The following is a 17,457-nucleotide window of genomic DNA, read 5'->3' as shown; positions in this document are numbered from 1 at the left end:
GGTGAGGTCAGGCGGTGGCCACGGTGGCCGGCGCGGCGGCGGCTGTCGCCGCGCCATGCGCCGCATGCATCGCCGCGCGCCAGCCGAAGGTGAGCGCGGGGCCCAGGGTGATGCCGGGCGCGGGGTACTGGCCGCCCATGACGGAGTGCATGTCGTTGCCCGCGGCGTACAGCCCGCGGACCACGCGGCCCTGGGCGTCCAGCGCCTGCGCGTCGGCATTGCATCGCACGCCGCAGGCGGTGCCGATGTCGCCGGGGTAGACCTTGACGGCGTAGAAAGGGCCCTGGCGCAGCGGCCCCAGGCACTCGTTGGGCTGGTGCCCGGGATCGCCGAGGTAGCGGTTGTACGCGGTACCGCCCTTGCCGAAGTCCTCGTCGCGGCCGGTCGCGGCGAGGCGGTTGAAGCGCTCGACCGACTCCTGCAGGGCCACCGGGTCCAGGCCCAGCTGGCGGGCCAGGGCCTCCAGCGAGTCGGCCTTGTGCAGGTAGCCGGCGCGCACCAGGTGCTCGCGCGGGCGCCCGCCCGGCAGGGCCAGCCCCAGGCCCCAGCGCTCGATGAAGTCGCTGTCGCATACCAGGAAGGCCGGCACCGTGGGCACCGAGGCGTGCGAGGCGTACATGCCGCGCACGAACTCGTGGTACGAGGTGGATTCGTTGACGAAGCGGCGGCCGGCGCCGTTCACCGCCATCAGGCCCGGCTTGGCGCGGTCCCACACCAGGTGCGGGTAGCGGGTGACGCTGCCGTCGGGCTTCGTCAGCACCGAGACCGGCGCCCAGAACGCCGGGCTCGCATGGCCCTCGCCCAGCGCTGCGCCGGCGGCGCGGGCCAGCGCGATGCCCTCGCCGCGGTTCCCCTGCGGCGACATGGACCACGGCCCGGTGGGCTCCGGGTACTGCGCCGCGCGCAGCGGCTCGCTCCAGGGGAAGCCGCCGGTGGCAATCACCACGCCGCGGCGCGCGCGCACGCGCAGCAGGCGGCCCTGGTGGCTCACCTCGACGCCATCGACGCCGCCGTCCGCGCCGTGCAGCAGCCGCTGCGTGTCGGCCTCCAGCCAGTAGGGAATGCCGCGGTCGATCACACTCTTGAACAGGCGGGCGGCGAGCGCGTTGCCCAGCACCAGCCGGGTGCCGCGGTGGTAGCCGGCCAGGCGGTCGGCGAAGTAGCGCAGCACCAGCTTCATGCCCTCGCGCCAGGAGGTGAAGGACTTCGTGACCGCGAGCAGGTGCTTGGCATCGGTCATCGTGATCATCATCCCGCCCAGCACCAGGAACTCCGGCAGCGGGTCGCGCAGCTCGCGGAACTGCCGCTTGCCCAGGAGGCGGCCGTCGAACATCAGCGGGTCGAGCGAACGGCCCCCCAGCGCGGCGCCGGGGCGGTCGGGGTAGTAGTCGGGCGAGTAGGTGCGCGCGGCCAGCTTCACCTCGGTATGGCGGGCAAAGTAGTCGACCGCCTGCGAGGCCGAGTCGACGAAGGCGCGCTGCAGGTCCTGCGGCGAGGCGTCGCCCACGGTGTGGCGCAGGTAGGTCAGCACCTGTTCCCGGGTGTCGGGGTGGCCGGCCTGCGCGGTCTGCGAGTTCAGGGGCGCCCACACCGCGCCGCCGGAGACGGCGGTGGAGCCGCCGATGCGGTCGCTCTTTTCCAGCAGCAGCACCGAGAGGCCCTCGATGCGCGCCGCCAGCGCCGCGGCCATGCCGCCCGCACCGGCGCCGACCACGACCAGGTCGAACGCCTGGTCCCACGCCGCTGCACCCGCGGGTGCCCCCACGCCCTGCGCTGCGCTCATGCCGCCGACCCTCCCAGCGACTTGCCGCCGTCGAGGAACAGCACCTGGCCGGTGATGAAGTCGGTGGCGGGCGAGGCGAGGAAGGAGACCGCGTGGGCGATGTCCTCCGGCCGGCCGGCCTTGCCGGTGGGCTGCAGCGCGAGCTGCGCCGCCATGCGCTCGGGCGTGAGCGCGCGCAGCAGGGGGGTGTCGATCAGTCCCGGCGCGATGGCGTTGACCAGGATGCCGCGCGGGGCCAGCTCCATCGCGCTGGCGCGGGTGTAGCCGACCACCGCCGCCTTGGAAGCCACGTAGTGCGGGTGGTTCTTCGCGCCCAGGTAGGCGCGCGAGGCGATGTTCACGATGCGCCCGCCCTCGGGCATGGTGCGGGCCACCTCCTGCGTGAGCGTGGCGACCGCGACGAGATTGACCTCGTAGACGCGGCGGAAGTCGTCGTTGGTGACCTCCAGGAACTTGCGCTCGTCGAACACGCCGGCGTTGTTCACCAGGGCGCGGACCGGGCCCAGCGAGCGCACCAGCGCACGTACGGCGGCCTCGTCGGTGAGGTCCACCACCGCGCAGCGCACGTCCAGGCCCAGGCTGCACAGGCGCGCCGTCTCGCGCTCGGCGAGGTCCGCCACGCGGTCGACCATCACCACCGCAAAGCCGTCGCGCGCGAGGCGCTCCACCGTCGCCAGGCCCATGCCGCTGGCGCCGCCCGTGACCAGGGCCAGGGGTTTGCTGCTCATGTTCTCGATTCCCTTCATGCGGCGAGGAAGCCGCCGTCCACCGGCAGCACCACGCCATTGACGTAGCTGGCCATCTCCGAGGCCAGGAAGACCACCGGGCCGACGATCTCGTGCGGCTCGCCGCCGCGCGCCATCGGCACGCGGTCCATGTACCAGTCGGTGCCGCCGGGCACCTCCAGCTGCGGCCTCACCATCTCGGTGAGCATCAGGCCCGGGGCCACCGCGTTGGCGCGCACGCCGAAGGGCGCGAGGTCGCGCGCCAGCACCTGCGTGAGCGAGCGCACCGCGCCCTTGGAGGCGACGTAGCCGGCCGAGGAGATGCCGCTGACGAAGGCCACGATGGACGACAGGTTGACGATGCTGCCGCGGGTGGACTTCAGCGCCGGCACGAAGGCCTGCGTCACGTTGAACAGGCCCTCGAGGTTGACGTTGATGATGCGGTCCCAGACCTCGGCGGCCTGCGGATCGTCGATGCGGGCGCGGCCGGAGATGCCGGCGTTGTTCACCAGTACGTCGATGGCGCCGCGGCGCGCGCCGATGTCCTGCGCGAAGGCGTTGACCGCGCCGCGGTCGGTGACGTCGACCGCTTCGCCCCAGGCCTGGCCGCCGGCGGCGGTGATGCGGTCCGCCACGGCCTGCGCCCTGGCGCGGTCCAGGTCGGCCACGATGACCCGCGCGCCCTCGCGCGCGAAGCCCTCGGCGATGGCGCTGCCCAGGCCGCCGGCCGCGCCGGTGACCAGGGCCAGCTTGCCCTTGAGAAGATCCATGGGTTGACTCCGGTGGCGCCGGTCAGGCGCCGAGGTAGGCCCGCCGCACGGCGGGGTCGTTCATCAGCTGCCGTGAGGGGCCCTGCACGGTCACCTCGCCGTTCTCCAGGATGTAGGCGTGGCTGGCCACGGTGAGGGCCAGCTGGACGTCCTGCTCCACCAGCAGCACGGTCATGCCCTCCTCGCGGTTCAGGCGGCGGATGGCGGCGAAGATCTGTTCCACCAGCAGGGGCGACAGGCCCATCGAGGGCTCGTCGAACAGCACCATGCGCGGGCGCGACATCAGCGCCCGGCCGATGGCCAGCATCTGCTGCTCGCCGCCCGACAGGGTGGCGGCGCGCTGGTCGGCCCGCTCGCGCAGGCGCGGGAACAGGGTGAAGACCTTCTCGAAGTCCTGCGCGATGCCGCCGCGGTCGCGGCGCAGGTAGGCGCCCAGCTCGAGGTTCTCGCGCACGCTCATCTCGCGGAACACCTCGCGGCCCTCGGGAACCTGCACCAGGCCGCGGCGCACGATCTCGTCGGACGGCAGCCGCGAGATCACCTCGCCGTCGAAGCGCACCTCGCCCGCGGTGGGCTGGATCAGGCGCGTGATCGCATTGAGCGTGGAGCTCTTGCCCGCGCCGTTGCTTCCGAGCAGGGCGACGATCTCGCCCTTGGGCACGGCCAGGGACACATGGGACAGGGCCTGGATCGGCCCGTAGGCGGCGCTCACGCCGCTGACTTGCAGCATGGCTTCAGGCATCGGCCGTGACTCCCTTGCCCAGGTAGGCTTCGATGACGCGCTCGTCCGCCGCCACTTCCTGCGGCGTGCCCTCGGCGATCTTCTCGCCGAAGGACATGACGGTGATGCGGTCGGAAATGGACATGACCAGCTGCATGACGTGTTCCACCAGCAGCACGGTGATGCCGTCCTGCCGGGCCAGCTCGGTGAGCAGGCGATCCAGCGCCTCGATGTCGCGATTGCGCAGGCCGGCGGCCGGCTCGTCCAGCAGCAGCAGGCGCGGCTTGATGGCCAGCGCGCGGGCGATCTCCAGCAGCTTCTGGCGGCCGAAGTCCAGCTCGCGGGCGCGGGTGGCGCGGTCGGCGCTCAGGCCCACGCGCTCGATGAGGCTGTCCACCAGCTCGCGGGTATCGGCGCCCGGCCGGCGCAGCAGGCCGCCCAGGCTGGAGGCGCTGTGCGTGTGGCACCCCAGGAGCACGTTCTCGTAGACGGTGAGCTCACCGAACAGCTCCAGGTTCTGGAAGGTGCGGGCCACGCCCAGCGAGGCCATGCGCGAGGGCGGCAGGCGGGTGATGTCCTGGCCGTCCAGCGTGATGCGGCCGGCCGAGGGCGTGTAGTAGCGGGAGATGCAGTTGAAGGTGGTGGACTTGCCGGCGCCGTTGGGGCCGATCAGCGCGTGGATGCTCGCGCGCTGCACCTGGAACGACAGGCCATTGACCGCGGTGAGGCCGCCGAAGCGCACCGTCAGGCCGTCGATGTCGAGGAAGGGGGCAGCGCTCACGGCGTCACCTCCGCGGCGTGTTGCGCCGGGGCGCGGGCAGCCGCCGGGCTGGCGGCGGGCAACGCCGCGGCAGCCGCAGCGGCCGCCGGCGCGCGCACCGGTTCGGGCGCGCTGGCGCGGCGGTCCGCGAACAGGCCCTTGGGCTTGAACATCATGAATCCCATGAGGATGGCGCCGTAGATGATTTCCTGGATCGACAGCGCCTGGCGCAGCAGCTCGGAGATCAGGCCGAAGGCGATGGCCCCCAGCACCGCGCCGCGCACCGAGCCGATACCGCCCACCACCACCATGGTCAGCACCAGGATGGTGGTCTGGAAGCCCAGGCTCTCGGGGTGGATGAAGGAGGTGAACAGGGTGTACATGCCGCCGGCCATGCCCGCATAGGCGGCCGACAGCGCGAAGGCGCTCTGCTTCATGCGCTTGACGTTGATGCCCATGGCCATGGCGGCCACGTCGCTCTCGCGCACCGCGCGCAGCGAGGAGCCGTACTGCGAGCGCGAGAGGGCCACGGTGAGCCACAGCATCAGCGCCGTGAGCACGATGACGAAGGGGTAGGCCTGCAGGTCGTTGGTCAGTTTCAGGCCGAACAGCTCGGCGGGCTGCATGCGCATGCCGTTGGAGCCGCCGGTGACCTTGTCCCAGTTCAGGAAGACCCACTGCATCGCCTCGCCGAAGGCGAAGGTGGCCAGGGCCAGGTAGATGTCCCGCATGCGCAGGGCCAGCAGTCCGATCAGGTAGCCCAGCACCGCCGAGAGCAGCGCCCCGGCGAGGATGGACACCACGAAGGGCGGGTGCCAGGCGGTGTTCACCAGGCCGGCGGTGTAGATGCCGATGCCGTAGAAGGCGGTGTGCGAGAGCGCGAACTGGCCGGTCTCGCCGATCACCAGGTGCATGCCCAGGGCCAGCACCACGAAGACCATGAGCAGGTTGACCACGTACAGCACGTAGCCGGAGGTGGTGAACGGCAGGGCCGCGAGCACCACGGCTGCGGCGGCCAGGGCCGCCTTGTCGATCGGGAGGGACTTCATACTTTCTTCACCTGCGGCTTGCCGCCCAGCAGGCCCTGCGGGCGCACCACCAGGGTGACCAGGATCAGGAGGAAGGGCGCGACCACGATGGCGTTGGTCGAGACGAACAGGCCCACCAGGTTCTCCACGATGCCCACGATGAGGCCGCCGAGCACCGCGCCGGGCAGGCTGGTGAACCCGCCGACGATCGCCGCCGCGTACGCCAGGATGGCGATGTGCGCGATGTCGGGCGTGATCAGGATCTTGGGGGTGATGAGGATGGCGGCGACCGCCGAGACCAGCCCGGACAGCGCCCACACCATCATGCGGATGCGGGACAGGCGGATGCCCACGATCTGGGACGCCTTGGGGTTCATGCCCACCGCGCGCATGGCCTTGCCGATGCGGGTGCGGTTGAACATCAGGTACAGCAGCACCATGACGGTGACCGCCACGGCGAAGATCGCCAGGTCCAGGTGCGTGAGCACCGCGTCGCCCACGATGATGGGGTCGTTGGAGACCAGCGAGGGCAGCGAGCGCGGCGTGTCGCCCAGGCCGGTCTGGCGCACCAGGCCTTTGAGCAGGTAGGCCAGGCCGAGGGTGGCGATGACCAGCTGCACGCCCACGCCCTTGGAGTGGGTGACGCGCTCCATCACGACCTTCTGGAAGACGGCGCCGAGGGCAGCCACGGCCAGCACCGTGACCGGGATCACCACCGCATAGGACCAGCCCGCGATGAGCAGCAGCGACAGGGCGATGTAGCCCCCCATCATGAAGATCTCGCCCTGGGCGAAGTTGGGGACGTCGGTGGTCTTGAAGACCGAGACGATGGCAATGGCCAGCAGCGCGTAGACGCTGCCGGTCACCAGCCCGGACAGCACGCCCTGCTGGAGGAACAGCCAGATGTCACTGAAGCTCATGTCGTGCGGGCCGGGGGCGAGCCCCCGGCCCCTCCTTCCTTACTTGGGCTGGTAGGTCCAGGCGCTGCGGTAGCTGCCAGGGACCAGCGTCTTGTTCTCGCCGTCGAACTTCAGGTAGATGGCGGACTTCTGGCCGGCGTGGTCGGTGGCGGTCAGCTCGATCGGGCCGGCCATCACGCCGGAGTCGAACTTGGTCTGCGTGAGCGCGGTCAGCACCTTCTCGCGGGTCGGCTGCGGGCCGGCGGCCTTGAGCGCGTTGACCACGGCCATGGCCGAGGGGATGCCATAGGGCATGTAGGTCTGCGGGTAGCCGGGCTTGGCAGCCAGGTCCGGGTAGTACTGCTTGTACATGTCGTAGACCCACTTCAGCTTGGGGCCGCCGGGCACGTCGAGCATGACCTCCTGCAGGTAGACGTTCTTGAAGGCGTCCTTGTTGCCCACGTTCTCCACCAGCTGCTTGAGGTCGGCGGTGCCGTTCACGGCGATGACGATGGGCTTGTTCCAGCCCAGTTCGTGGGCCTTCTTCACCAGCAGGCTGACCGGGCGGGCGTAGGTGGTGATCAGCAGCACGTCCGGGTTGGCGGCGCGGATCTTGAGCATGGGCGCGGTGACGTCGGTCAGGTTCGGGTTGACCGACTGCACCTGCAGGTCCACGCCGATCCGCTTGGCCTGGAACTCGGCGGCCTCGAGGTTCCAGCCGCCGTAGGCGTCGTCGTGGTTGATGTAGCCGATCTTCTTGCCCTTGAGGTGCTCGGCGGCGAACTGCACCATCGAGCCGCCCACCGCGCGCTGCGAGATGGAGAAGGCGCCGAAGATGTACTTGGAGGGCGGGTACAGCGCGCCGTCGCCGGAGGCGTTGAGCATCACGTACGGGATCTGGGCACGCTCGATGTACTCGCGCGCGCCGACCACGGCGCCCGAGCAGGAGCCGCCATTGAGCAGGAAGACCTTGTCCTGCTCGGTCAGCTTCTTCACCGCGGCCAGCAGGTCGTTGGCGTTGCAGCGGTCGTCCTCGACGACCAGCTCGATCTTGCGGCCATGGATACCGCCTTCCTTGTTGACCTTGTCGTAGTACATCTTCGCGGCGTTGAGCACGTCGAAGCCATAGGCCATGGAGTTGCCGGACAGGGGCGCGAACGCGCCGATCTTGATGACCTTGTCGGTCAGGCCGGGCTCCTGCTGGGCCTGGGCGAGGCCGGCGGCGCACAGGGCGAGCGCCAGGGCCAGGGGTTTCATCAGTTTCATCGGTGTCTCCTTGTGTGGGATGGGTGCGGAAGGGAGCGGGAGGAAATGGCGCGGCGTCACTGCATGCGGTAGCCGCCGTTGACGTCGATCACGTTGCCGGTGATGTAGGCGGCCTGGGGCGAGACCAGGTAGGCGACGGCGGCGGCGCAGTCGTCCACCGTGCCGATGCGGCCCAGGGGGATGTTCTGGGCGGCAGCGGCCAGGGCCCCGCTGCTGGTGACGGTGGCGCGCAGCATGTCGGTGTCGATCAGGCCGGGGGCGATGGTGTTGGCGGTGATGCCCAGGTGGGCCGATTCGCGGGCGAAGGCCTTGGCGAAGCCCATCACGGCGGCCTTGGCGCCGATGTAGGCGGCGCTGGAGCGGTAGCCCCCGAGCTGGGCGGCCACCGAGCCGAAGAAGACCACGCGCCCGCCCGCCACCGGCAGCGCCTCGCGGCGGCGCAGGTACTCGCGGCTGCACAGGAAGGCGCCGCGGGCGTTGACGGCGAAGCTGCGCTCCCAGGTATCCAGGCTCATGTCCTTGATCAGGGGGCGCTCGCCGTTCGGCAGGATCAGCAGGCCCGCCACGTTGACCAGTACCGCGACCGGGCCGTGGGCGGCCTCGACCTGGTCGAACAGGCGGGTGACGGCGGCCTCGTCGGCCACGTCGACGGCGCAGGCGGCATGGCCCGGGCCCAGCGCATCGGCCACGCGGGCGGCATTGGCGGCGTCGAGGTCGGCCACCACCACGCGCAGGCCGTCACGGGCCAGCTGGCGGCAGATCGCCTCGCCGATGCCACGGCCACCCCCGGTGACCAGGGCCAGGCGCGAGGAGGGGGAAGAGGAGTTCATGGGAAGACCGGATCAGGACAACGGAAGGCATCATGCATACATGATTCCCTCAATTCGACCGGGTAAACCCTTAAATTCGGACATTTCCGACATACATGTATACACATGGCCGGTATCCCTGCTACGCTTCACCCCCATGGAAACGCTCTCCGAACATGTCACCGAGACGCTGCGCAGCTGGATCCTGGCGGGTCGTTTCAAGCCTGGGGAGCGCATCGAGGAAATCCCGGCGGCGGCGCTGCTCGGGGTGTCGCGCACGCCAGTGCGCGCGGCGCTGTCGCGCCTGGCCAGCGAGGGGCTGATCGACTACCAGGCCAAGCGCGGCTACCTGGTGCGGGCCTTCGACCTGGACATGATCCTGGCGGCCTACGAGGTGCGCTCGGTGCTGGAGGGGCTGGCCTGCCGGCGCGCGGCGCAGAAGGGCCTCACGCCGGCGCAGGCGCAGCGGCTGCAGGACTGCCTGGCGCTGGGCGACCGCATCCTGGCCAAGGGCGCCCTGCTACCCGAGGACCATGCGCCCTACCAGCAGATGAACGTGGACCTGCACGACACGCTGATGGCGGCGGCGGGCAATGCCTGGCTGGACCGCTTCGTCGAGCAGGCGCACCAGATCCCCTACGCCTCGGACCGGCTGGTGCTGTGGGACGTGTCACATGCGGTGATCCTGCGCTCGCATGGCGACCACCATCGCATCGTCGAGGCGGTGCTGGAGCGCGATGCCCCGCGCGCCGAGCAGCTGATGCGCGAGCACGTCTACTACGCGGGCGTGATCCTGCGGGACAACTACCAGGCGTCGGAGTCCCCGGTCGCCGCACAGGTGCCCGCGCCGACCGCCGCGGCCTGAAGGGCGCGCCGCCCGCGTGGAGGGGCCTGCCTCAGGCCGCGGCCACCACGTCGAAATGCTCGACGTGGGGCGGCTGCAGGAAGAACGGGCCGATGATGGCGCGCCACTCGGTGAAGGCCGGCGACTGGCGGAAGCCCACGGTGTGGTCCTCCAGCGTGTCCCACTCCACCGTGAGCAGGAAGCGGCCGGCGGTTTCCTGGCAGGCCAGGATGGTGTGGCGGCGGTAGCCGCCGGCCTGGGCCAGCACGCTGGCGGCGGCGCGGGTGATGGCCTCGGAGAACGCGGCGGCGTCCTCGGGCCGGACCTTGAAATCTGCAACTTCGACGATCATGGAAATCTGCCTCTGGGGTTGAGTGCGGCCGGCCCGTCCCGGGCCTGGGCGCCGACGAAAAAAAGGGCCTCTTGCGAGGCCCTTCGTGGGGAGCGGGGGATCAGCCCTTGACGCTGTCCAGTGCCGCGTTGAACGTGGCGCTCGGGCGCATCACCGCGCTGACCTTGGCGCGGTCGGGGAAATAGTAGCCGCCGATGTCCACGGCCTTGCCCTGGACGGAGTTGAGCTCCTCGACGATCTTCTGCTCGTTGGCGGCCAGGGTGGCAGCCAGCGGCTTGAAGCGCGCAGCCAGGTCGGCGTCCTCGGTCTGCTCGGCCAGCGCCTGGGCCCAGTACAGGGTCAGGTAGAACTGGCTGCCGCGGTTATCGAGCTGGCCGGTCTTGGGCGAGGGGTTCTTGTTGTTGTCCAGGAGCTTGCCGGTGGCGGCATCCAGCGCCTTGGCGATGATCTTGGCCTTGGCGTTGCCGGTCTTGATGCCCTCTTCCTCCAGGCTCACCGCCAGGGCCAGGAACTCGCCCAGCGAGTCCCAGCGCAGGTGGTTCTCCTCGACCAGCTGCTGCACGTGCTTGGGCGCGGAGCCGCCGGCGCCCGTCTCGTACATGCCGCCGCCCGCCATCAGCGGAACGATGGACAGCATCTTGGCGCTGGTGCCCAGCTCCATGATGGGGAACAGGTCGGTCAGGTAGTCGCGCAGGATGTTGCCGGTCACGCTGATGGTGTCCAGGCCGCGAATCACGCGCTCCAGGGTGTAACGCATGGCGCGCACCTGGCTCATGATCTGGATGTCCAGGCCGGTGGTGTCGTGGTCCTTCAGGTAGGCCTTGACCTTCTTGGTCAGCTCGGCCTCGTGCGGACGGTACGGGTCCAGCCAGAACACGGCGGTCATGCCGGAGTTGCGGGCGCGGGTCACGGCCAGCTTCACCCAGTCGCGGATGGCGGCGTCCTTGACCTGGCACATGCGCCAGATGTCGCCGGTTTCCACGTTCTGCGACAGCAGCACCTCGCCGGTGGCCAGGTCGGTGATGTTGGCGACGCCGTCCTCGGGGATCTCGAAGGTCTTGTCGTGCGAGCCGTATTCCTCGGCCTGCTGGGCCATCAGGCCGACGTTGGGCACCGTGCCCATGGTCTTCGGGTCGAAGGCGCCGTGCCACTTGCAGAAGTTGATGATCTCCTGGTAGATGCGGGCGAAGGTGGACTCGGGGATGACCGCCTTGACGTCCTTCAGGCGGCCGTCAGCGCCGTACATCTTGCCGCCCTGGCGGATCATGGCCGGCATGGAGGCGTCCACGATGATGTCGTTGGGCGAGTGGAAGTTGGTGATGCCCTTGGCCGAGTCCACCATGGCCAGCTCGGGGCGGTGCTCGTGGCAGGCGTGCAGGTCACGCTTGATCTCTTCCTGCTTGGACTGCGGCAGGGTGGAGATCTTGTCGTACAGGTTGGCCATGCCGTTGTTCACGTTCACGCCCAGCTCGTCGAACAGCTTGCCGTGCTTCTCGAAGGCTTCCTTGTAGAACATCTTCACGCAGTGGCCGAAGACGATGGGGTGGGACACCTTCATCATCGTGGCCTTGACGTGCAGCGAGAACATCACGCCGGTCTTGTGCGCGTCCTCGATCTGCTTCTCGTAGAACTCCACGAGCGCCTTCTTGGACATGAACATCGAGTCGATGATCTCGCCGGCCAGCAGGGAGACCTTCGGCTTGAGGACGAGGGTCTTGCCGGACTTGGTGATCAGCTCCATCTTCACGTCGCGGGCCTTGTCCAGGGTCATGGACTTCTCACCGTGGTAGAAGTCGCCGTGGAACATGTGCGAGACGTGGGTGCGCGAGGCGGGGCTCCACTCGGCCATGCTGTGCGGGTTCTTGCGGGCGTAGGCCTTGACCGCGTTGGGCGCACGGCGGTCGGAGTTGCCTTCGCGCAGCACCGGGTTCACCGCGGAGCCCAGCACCTTGCCGTAACGCTGGCGGATCGCCTTTTCCTCGTCGGTCTGCGGGTTGTCCGGGAACTCGGGGACCATGTAGCCCTTGGAGCGCAGCTCGCGGATCGCGGCCACCAGCTGGTTCTGCGAGGCGGAGATGTTGGGCAGCTTGATGATGTTGGCATCGGGCTGCAGGGTCTTCTTGCCCAGGTCGGCCAGGGTGTTCGGGACCTTCTGCGCGTCCGTCAGGAACTCCGGGAACTCGCCCAGGATCCGGTTGGCCACCGAGATGTCGCTCTCGACCACGTCGATGCCGGCAGCCCCGGCGAAGGCGCGGACGATGGGGAGGAACGAATGCGTCGCGAGATAGGGCGCTTCGTCGGTGAGGGTGTAGATGATCTTGGAGGTATCGGCAGCCACGGGCGTCTCTGTAAAAAAAGTTGGGCTCAGCGCGCCGGGTCGGCGCACGGAGCCCATTTTAAGGTCGGGCCGGCGGGGGGCCCAACCCGGGAGGTCAGAAGCGGTAGCCGAGGCGGACCACGTAGTCCGTCGTATTGAGCTTGAGGTCGCCGCGGGTGACGGTGCCGCCCGCGCCCACGAAGGTGACGGTGGTGCGGATCGGGAGGTAGGCCACCGAGGCGTTGACGCTCCAGCGGTCGTTGATGTTGTAGATGACCCCGGCGTTGTAGACGGGCGTCCAGTCCGAGCTGGCGCTGGCCGAGGTGCCGGCCACCTGGGCGACCATCGGGTCGGCCTTGTTCACGTTGAAGCCGTGGAAGGTCACCCAAGACAGGCCCAGGCCCAGGTAGGGGCGCACCGTGGCGCCGGGCTGGCTGAAGAAGTACTTGGCCACCACCGCCGGGGTATAGGGCTTGAGGGTCGCCGCGGCCGGGTGGAAGGCCGCCGAGGCGAAGGGCGACGGCGTGCGCAGGTCGATCGTGTGCTTGGGCGGCAGGCCGATCGTGGCTTCGATGCCGATCGCGTTCGAGTACATGTGCAGCCAGCTCAGGGAGCCGGTGATCTCGCTGCTCACGTCGCCGCTGGCGCCCGCGGTCACCGCGGAGAACGGCACGGCGAAGGGGCCGCTGGAGGACAGGCCGCCGAGCTTGGCGTCCGGGTTGATCGAGGCGAGGCCCAGGCCGACGATGTTGTCGCCCGCCTTCTGGGCAAACGCGCTGGATGCCGCCAGCGCCGCGACGCAGGCGGCCGCCTTGAACAGGTTCTTCTTCATCGTGCTTCCTGAATGGCCAGGGTTGGAGTTGCGTTCCGACACCCGGGGCCGGGTGCCGTCTATTTTCATTCTAGGCACACCTTATTTCGACCATGCACAGGAGTTGCCACTAGTAAGAAGCACTGATCTGCAAGAAATGATGACACTTTGAAAGTTGATAAGTTAAGGCATTTCAGGCGCCACCCGATCGCAACAACTACTACGAAATGCGCAGCCCCGCGGCGGCGCGCGACAATGCGAGTCTCTCCCCTCTGCGCCCCGACACCCGCCATGACTTCACGCCGCCTCGTCACCGCCGCCCTCGCCCTGGCCGCCGCCGCGCCCGCGCTGGCCCAGGCGCCCGCCTACCCCGCGCCCGGCAAGCCGATCCGCATGGTCGTGCCCTTCACCCCCGGCGGCAGCACCGACATCCTGGCGCGCACCATCGGCCAGCAGCTCACGCAGGCCTGGGGCGTGCCGGTGGTGATCGAGAACGTGCCCGGCGCGGGCGGCTCGATCGGCGCGGAGCGCGTGGCCAAGGCGCCGGCCGACGGCCACACGCTGCTGATGGGGCATATCGGCACCCTGGCCGTCACCCCCTCCATCTACCCGCAACTGCCCTACGACCCGGTCAAGTCCTTCGCCCCGGTGGCCTGGGTCGCCCGCGTGCCCAACGTGCTGGCCGTGCACCCCTCGGTGCCGGCGAAGGACGTCAGGGAGCTCGTGGCCTATGCCAAGGCCAACCCCGGCCGCCTGAACTTCGGCTCGGGCGGCAACGGCAGCGCCGCCCACATCGCCACCGAGTACTTCAAGCTCGTCTCGCAGACGTTCATGGTGCACGTGCCCTACCGCGGCACCGCGCCGGCGGTGAACGACGCGGTGTCCGGCCAGATCCAGCTGGTGTTCACCGGTGCGCCGGCAGTGATCCCCATGGTCAAGGCCGGCCGCCTGCGGGCGCTGGCCGTCTCCAGCCCGAAGCGGCTAGACAGCCTGCCCGACCTGCCCACCGTGGCCGAGACCGGGCTGCCCGGGCTGGCCGGCTTCGAGGCGGACCAGTGGTACGGCATCGTGGCGCCCGCCGGCACGCCGGCGGCGGTGGTGGCCCGGCTGAACGCGCAGGTCAACCAGGCCCTCAGCTCGCCCGAGGTGGCGGCGCGGCTGCGCAACGAAGGCGCCTACGCCACGCCCACCACGCCCGAGGCCTTCGGCCAGCTGATCGCCAGCGAGATCCAGCGCTGGAAGCCGGTGGTGCAGCGCGCGGGCATCAAGCCCGACTGAGCCCGCCGCCGCTCAGACGATCGACACGCCCCCGTCCATCACCAGCGTCTGGCCGGTGATGAGGCCGGAGGCCGGCGAGGCGAGGAACACGATGGCGTGCACGATGTCCTGGGCCGTGCCGTAGCGGCCCAGCGGGATGGTCCGCACCTTCGAGGCCACGTACTGCGGGTCGGAAAACAGGTCCTTCGTCATGCCCGAGGGAATGGCGGTCGGCGCGATCGCGTTGACCCGCACCGTCGGCGCCCATTCCGCCGCGAGCACCTTGGTCAGGTGGGCCACGGCGGCCTTCTGGATGCCGTAGGGCGTGCCCTTGCCCGAGACGACGACCCCGTTGACGCTGCCGATGTTGACGATGGTGCCGCCGCGTTCGCGCATCGGCCCGCCGAACACCTGGCAGCTGCGGTAGACACCGTTGAGGTTGATGTCGGTCAGCGTCATCCAGGTCTCCTCGTCGCAGCCGGCGAAGTCGCTTCGCAGCTGCAGGCCGTGGGCGTTCACCAGCACGTCGAGGCCCGGCGTGCCGGCGATCTCCGCCTGCACCGCCTCGAGCGAGGCGCGGTCACGCACGTCGGCCACCCGGTGGCGGATGCCCTCGGCATCGGCCGGCCCGGCGACCGGCGCGCGGTCCACCGACCACACGGTACAGCCCAGGGAGCGGAAGCCCTCGCACAGGGCCGTGCCGAGGGTGCCGCGCCCGCCCGTGACCAGGACCTGGCGGCCGGCGAGGGCCGCGTGGGGGCGGGCAAAGTCGCTGCCCGGCAGGTGCAGGGTCATGCGCGCCCCCTCAGTCCACGGTGGCGCCGGACAGGCGAACGCCCTCGCCCCAGCTGTCGATCTGCCGCGCCACGAAGGTGCGGAATTCGTCGGGCCGGCTGGCGACGATGGTGCTGCCCAGGTCCAGCATGCGCTGGGTCACGTCGGGCTGGCGCAGGGCCTCGGCCAGGTCGTTGGCCAGCTTGTCCACCACCGCGCGGGGCGTGCCCTTGGGCGCGAAGAAGCCGGCCCAGGGCGCCGCCGCATAGCCGGGGAAGCCCTGCTCGGCGACGGTGCGGTAGTCGGGCGTGCCCGGGGCGCGCTGCGCGGTGGTCAGAGCGATCAGCTTCAGCTTGCCCGCCTTGAGGTGGGGCTGCACCGCCGGCAGGCCGGTGATGCCCACGGGCAGGGTGCCGCCGAGCAGGTCGTTCATCATCGGCGCGCTGCCCTTGTAGGGCACGTGCGTGAGGTTCATGCCGGCGCGCGACTTGAGGATCTCCATGCCCAGGTGCGAGGCGGTGCCGTTGCCGTCCGAGCCGTAGGCGTACTTCCCCGGCTCCTTCTTCACCAGGGCGATCAGCTCCTGCAGGTTGCTGGCCGGCACCTGCGGGTGCACCACGATCGCGTTGGGGTAGATCGTGGCCTGCGTCAACGGCTCGAAGTCGTTGAGCGGGTGGTAGGCCATCTTCTTGTACAGGGTGGTGTTGATCGCGTGCGACCCCGTCACCCCCAGCACCAGGGTGTAGCCGTCGGCCGCGGCCTTGGCCACGAGCTCGGAGCCGAGGTTGCCGCCGGCGCCCGGCTTGTTGTCGATCACCACCGGCTGGCCCCACTTCGCCGTGAGCTTCTCGGCGACGGCGCGGGCCGTGATGTCGGTGGCGCCGCCCGCCGGGAACGGCACGACGATGCGCACCGCGCGCGAGGGGAAGGCGTCCGGGGCCTGCGCGAGGGCCGTCAGGGGAGCGCTGGCGGCGAGGCAGGCGATGGCCGCGGCCAGGCTCCAGGTTCTTCGATTCATGCGGGATCTCCTGTCAGTCAACGAGTGATTCACAAACCGATGGCCGCCATCGGGGTCGCGGGCGTCGCCCCCAGCACCCGGTCCAGCCAGCGCTGCGCCGCGCCGGCCTGGCCGCCGCTGTCGCAGTACGCAAGAAACTTGCCGCGCAGGTCGGCCTCGGGCAGCGGCATCGCCGGGTCCCCGGCGACCGCGGTGACCTCGCGGCGCAGCACCGTGCCGTCGTCCAGCGTGAGCGTGAGCACCGCCCCCCGGCGCTGGGCCGCCGTCCACTGCGGGTGCACCGAGACGGTGACCATCGCCTCCAGCGCCCGCAGGCGCTCGTCGTGGAACTGCGGGTCGCGGTAGACCCAGGGGTCCAGCCGGCCCCAGCGCAGCATCGCGGCGATGCCGAAGGACAGCGAGAACTGCGCCTGCAGCGGCGTGCGCGGCTGGCGGTTGCCGCAGTAGACGGTGGCCTCCTCGTAGACCTCCAGCGCGATGGCCACCGGCTGGCGCCCGCCGAGATCCTCGCGCAGCAGGCTGGCGGCCCAGGCGCCGTAGTGCACGTGGCGCACCGCGGCGTAGGGCTTGAAGTAGGCGTCCAGCACGTGGAAGGCGGGCGATTCGTCCAGGGACACGGCCGCGTGCCCGAGGCCCACCTGCGCATACGCGTCCACCGCATCCTGCGGCGCGGTCAGGCCGCTGGCCGCGCCGAGGGCGGCGAACTGGCCCAGGGCCGCGGCATGGCCCAGGTAGGTGTTGCGGGCGGTGTCGCCGGTCTGCACCGGGCGGTACAGGCTCAGGGGCATCTGGCAGGCCGCCAGGCGGATCGCGGTGGCCACGCCGGCGTCGTCCAGGCCCATCGCGGTGGCCACCGCCGCGGCGGCGCCCAGCGCCGGCCAGTTGCCGTCGACATGCATGCCCCGGCGGATCCGCAGCGCAGCGCCCATGCGCGCGCCGACCTCGTAGCCCACGAGCAGGGCGCGCCGGAACTCCCCCCAGCGCAGGCCGCCCGCGACCGGCAGCAGCGCGGCGAGCGCCGCCACCCCCGGCCGGCCATGCGCGCCGGCATGGCCTTCGCAGGCCTCGTCCCAGCAGGCCGCCATCGCCAGCCACAGGGCGCGCGCCTGCGGGGAGCCGGCCCCGCCGCCCTCGAGCAGCGACCCGGGCTGCGGCGGCGGCGCCAGCTGGCAGGCCAGGGCCGCGACGGGCGCGGCCTGGCTGCCGGCGACGACGCAGCCCCAGGTGTCCAGCAGCATCCAGCGCAGCTTCGCGTCGAGCGCGGGATGCGCCTGCGGGTCGGCGGACCGCAGGCGGGCGACCAGGGCTTCCAGGTTCATGGGC

17 protein-coding genes are annotated in these 17,457 nt (G+C 70.4%); 2 read left to right on the top strand and 15 right to left on the bottom strand.

Annotated elements, in window-relative coordinates; all coding sequences use genetic code 11:
* Positions 1-7: 7 nt before the first annotated feature.
* The 9 genes from ACFQZY_RS13545 to ACFQZY_RS13505 are packed head-to-tail and all read right to left on the bottom strand — an operon-like array spanning position 8 to position 8,782.
* The gene (locus tag ACFQZY_RS13545) at positions 8-1,783 is read right to left on the bottom strand and encodes an FAD-dependent oxidoreductase (RefSeq protein WP_377416613.1); all 1,776 of its coding nucleotides are present in this window, start codon (positions 1,781-1,783) and stop codon (positions 8-10) included.
* Positions 1,780-2,511: an SDR family NAD(P)-dependent oxidoreductase gene (locus tag ACFQZY_RS13540; RefSeq protein ID WP_377416611.1), complete on the bottom strand. Its 732-nt coding sequence runs from the start codon at positions 2,509-2,511 to the stop codon at positions 1,780-1,782. The genes ACFQZY_RS13545 and ACFQZY_RS13540 overlap by 4 nt, the downstream gene beginning before the upstream one ends.
* A 14-nt stretch (positions 2,512-2,525) precedes the next feature.
* Complete coding sequence (locus tag ACFQZY_RS13535) at positions 2,526-3,278, bottom strand: SDR family NAD(P)-dependent oxidoreductase (protein ID WP_377416609.1); 753 nt, start codon at positions 3,276-3,278, stop codon at positions 2,526-2,528.
* A gap of 22 nt (positions 3,279-3,300) precedes the next feature.
* On the bottom strand, positions 3,301-4,020 hold the full coding sequence (locus ACFQZY_RS13530) for an ABC transporter ATP-binding protein (RefSeq protein ID WP_377416607.1): 720 nt from the start codon (positions 4,018-4,020) through the stop codon (positions 3,301-3,303).
* Positions 4,013-4,780, bottom strand: coding sequence for an ABC transporter ATP-binding protein (locus ACFQZY_RS13525; protein ID WP_377416605.1), 768 nt, complete (start codon positions 4,778-4,780; stop codon positions 4,013-4,015). The genes ACFQZY_RS13530 and ACFQZY_RS13525 overlap by 8 nt, the downstream gene beginning before the upstream one ends.
* Complete coding sequence (locus ACFQZY_RS13520) at positions 4,777-5,808, bottom strand: branched-chain amino acid ABC transporter permease (RefSeq protein WP_377416603.1); 1,032 nt, start codon at positions 5,806-5,808, stop codon at positions 4,777-4,779. The genes ACFQZY_RS13525 and ACFQZY_RS13520 overlap by 4 nt, the downstream gene beginning before the upstream one ends.
* Complete coding sequence (locus ACFQZY_RS13515) at positions 5,805-6,707, bottom strand: branched-chain amino acid ABC transporter permease (RefSeq protein ID WP_377416601.1); 903 nt, start codon at positions 6,705-6,707, stop codon at positions 5,805-5,807. Before ACFQZY_RS13515 ends, ACFQZY_RS13520 begins: the two co-directional genes overlap by 4 nt.
* 39 nt (positions 6,708-6,746) lie before the next feature.
* Positions 6,747-7,952 (bottom strand): ABC transporter substrate-binding protein, encoded by a 1,206-nt coding sequence (locus ACFQZY_RS13510; protein ID WP_377416599.1) that lies wholly within the window; start codon positions 7,950-7,952, stop codon positions 6,747-6,749.
* Positions 7,953-8,008: 56 nt separating this feature from the next.
* Positions 8,009-8,782 carry an SDR family NAD(P)-dependent oxidoreductase gene (locus tag ACFQZY_RS13505; protein WP_377416597.1) on the bottom strand — a complete coding sequence of 258 codons (774 nt, stop codon included), beginning with the start codon at positions 8,780-8,782 and terminating at the stop codon, positions 8,009-8,011.
* Positions 8,783-8,918: 136 nt separating this feature from the next.
* Between ACFQZY_RS13505 and ACFQZY_RS13500 the strand changes: the two genes are divergently transcribed.
* Complete coding sequence (locus tag ACFQZY_RS13500; protein ID WP_377416595.1) at positions 8,919-9,626, top strand: GntR family transcriptional regulator; 708 nt, start codon at positions 8,919-8,921, stop codon at positions 9,624-9,626.
* Between the two features lie 31 nt (positions 9,627-9,657).
* On the opposite strand, the gene ACFQZY_RS13495 is transcribed toward ACFQZY_RS13500, so the two are convergent.
* The 3 genes from ACFQZY_RS13495 to ACFQZY_RS13485 all read right to left on the bottom strand — a co-directional run bounded on the left by ACFQZY_RS13495 (position 9,658) and on the right by ACFQZY_RS13485 (position 13,106).
* On the bottom strand, positions 9,658-9,957 hold the full coding sequence (locus ACFQZY_RS13495) for an antibiotic biosynthesis monooxygenase family protein (protein ID WP_377416593.1): 300 nt from the start codon (positions 9,955-9,957) through the stop codon (positions 9,658-9,660).
* Between the two features lie 100 nt (positions 9,958-10,057).
* A complete protein-coding gene (locus ACFQZY_RS13490) occupies positions 10,058-12,295 on the bottom strand; it encodes an NADP-dependent isocitrate dehydrogenase (RefSeq protein WP_377416590.1) in 2,238 nt (745 codons plus the stop codon).
* 94 nt (positions 12,296-12,389) lie between these two features.
* Complete coding sequence (locus tag ACFQZY_RS13485) at positions 12,390-13,106, bottom strand: OmpW family protein (RefSeq protein ID WP_377416588.1); 717 nt, start codon at positions 13,104-13,106, stop codon at positions 12,390-12,392.
* Between the two features lie 270 nt (positions 13,107-13,376).
* Between ACFQZY_RS13485 and ACFQZY_RS13480 the strand changes: the two genes are divergently transcribed.
* Positions 13,377-14,363 (top strand): Bug family tripartite tricarboxylate transporter substrate binding protein, encoded by a 987-nt coding sequence (locus tag ACFQZY_RS13480; protein WP_377416586.1) that lies wholly within the window; start codon positions 13,377-13,379, stop codon positions 14,361-14,363.
* 12 nt (positions 14,364-14,375) lie between these two features.
* Here ACFQZY_RS13480 and ACFQZY_RS13475 read toward each other — a convergent pair whose 3' ends face one another.
* From ACFQZY_RS13475 to ACFQZY_RS13465, 3 genes are read right to left on the bottom strand one after another with little or no spacing between them, the layout of a single operon-like run.
* Positions 14,376-15,137 carry an SDR family NAD(P)-dependent oxidoreductase gene (locus ACFQZY_RS13475; protein ID WP_377416584.1) on the bottom strand — a complete coding sequence of 254 codons (762 nt, stop codon included), beginning with the start codon at positions 15,135-15,137 and terminating at the stop codon, positions 14,376-14,378.
* Between the two features lie 10 nt (positions 15,138-15,147).
* Positions 15,148-16,134, bottom strand: a complete 987-nt coding sequence (locus tag ACFQZY_RS13470; protein WP_377416582.1) for a Bug family tripartite tricarboxylate transporter substrate binding protein — start codon at positions 16,132-16,134, stop codon at positions 15,148-15,150.
* Positions 16,135-16,163: 29 nt separating this feature from the next.
* Positions 16,164-17,453: an MmgE/PrpD family protein gene (locus ACFQZY_RS13465; protein WP_377416580.1), complete on the bottom strand. Its 1,290-nt coding sequence runs from the start codon at positions 17,451-17,453 to the stop codon at positions 16,164-16,166.
* Positions 17,454-17,457: the final 4 nt, after the last annotated feature.

The sequence above is a fragment of the Ramlibacter sp. GCM10027632 genome, from assembly GCF_042675325.1.
Taxonomy (GTDB): domain Bacteria; phylum Pseudomonadota; class Gammaproteobacteria; order Burkholderiales; family Burkholderiaceae_C; genus Ramlibacter.
Note: the sequence above shows the minus strand (reverse complement) of the source record. Positions and strands in the feature narration are given on the sequence as shown.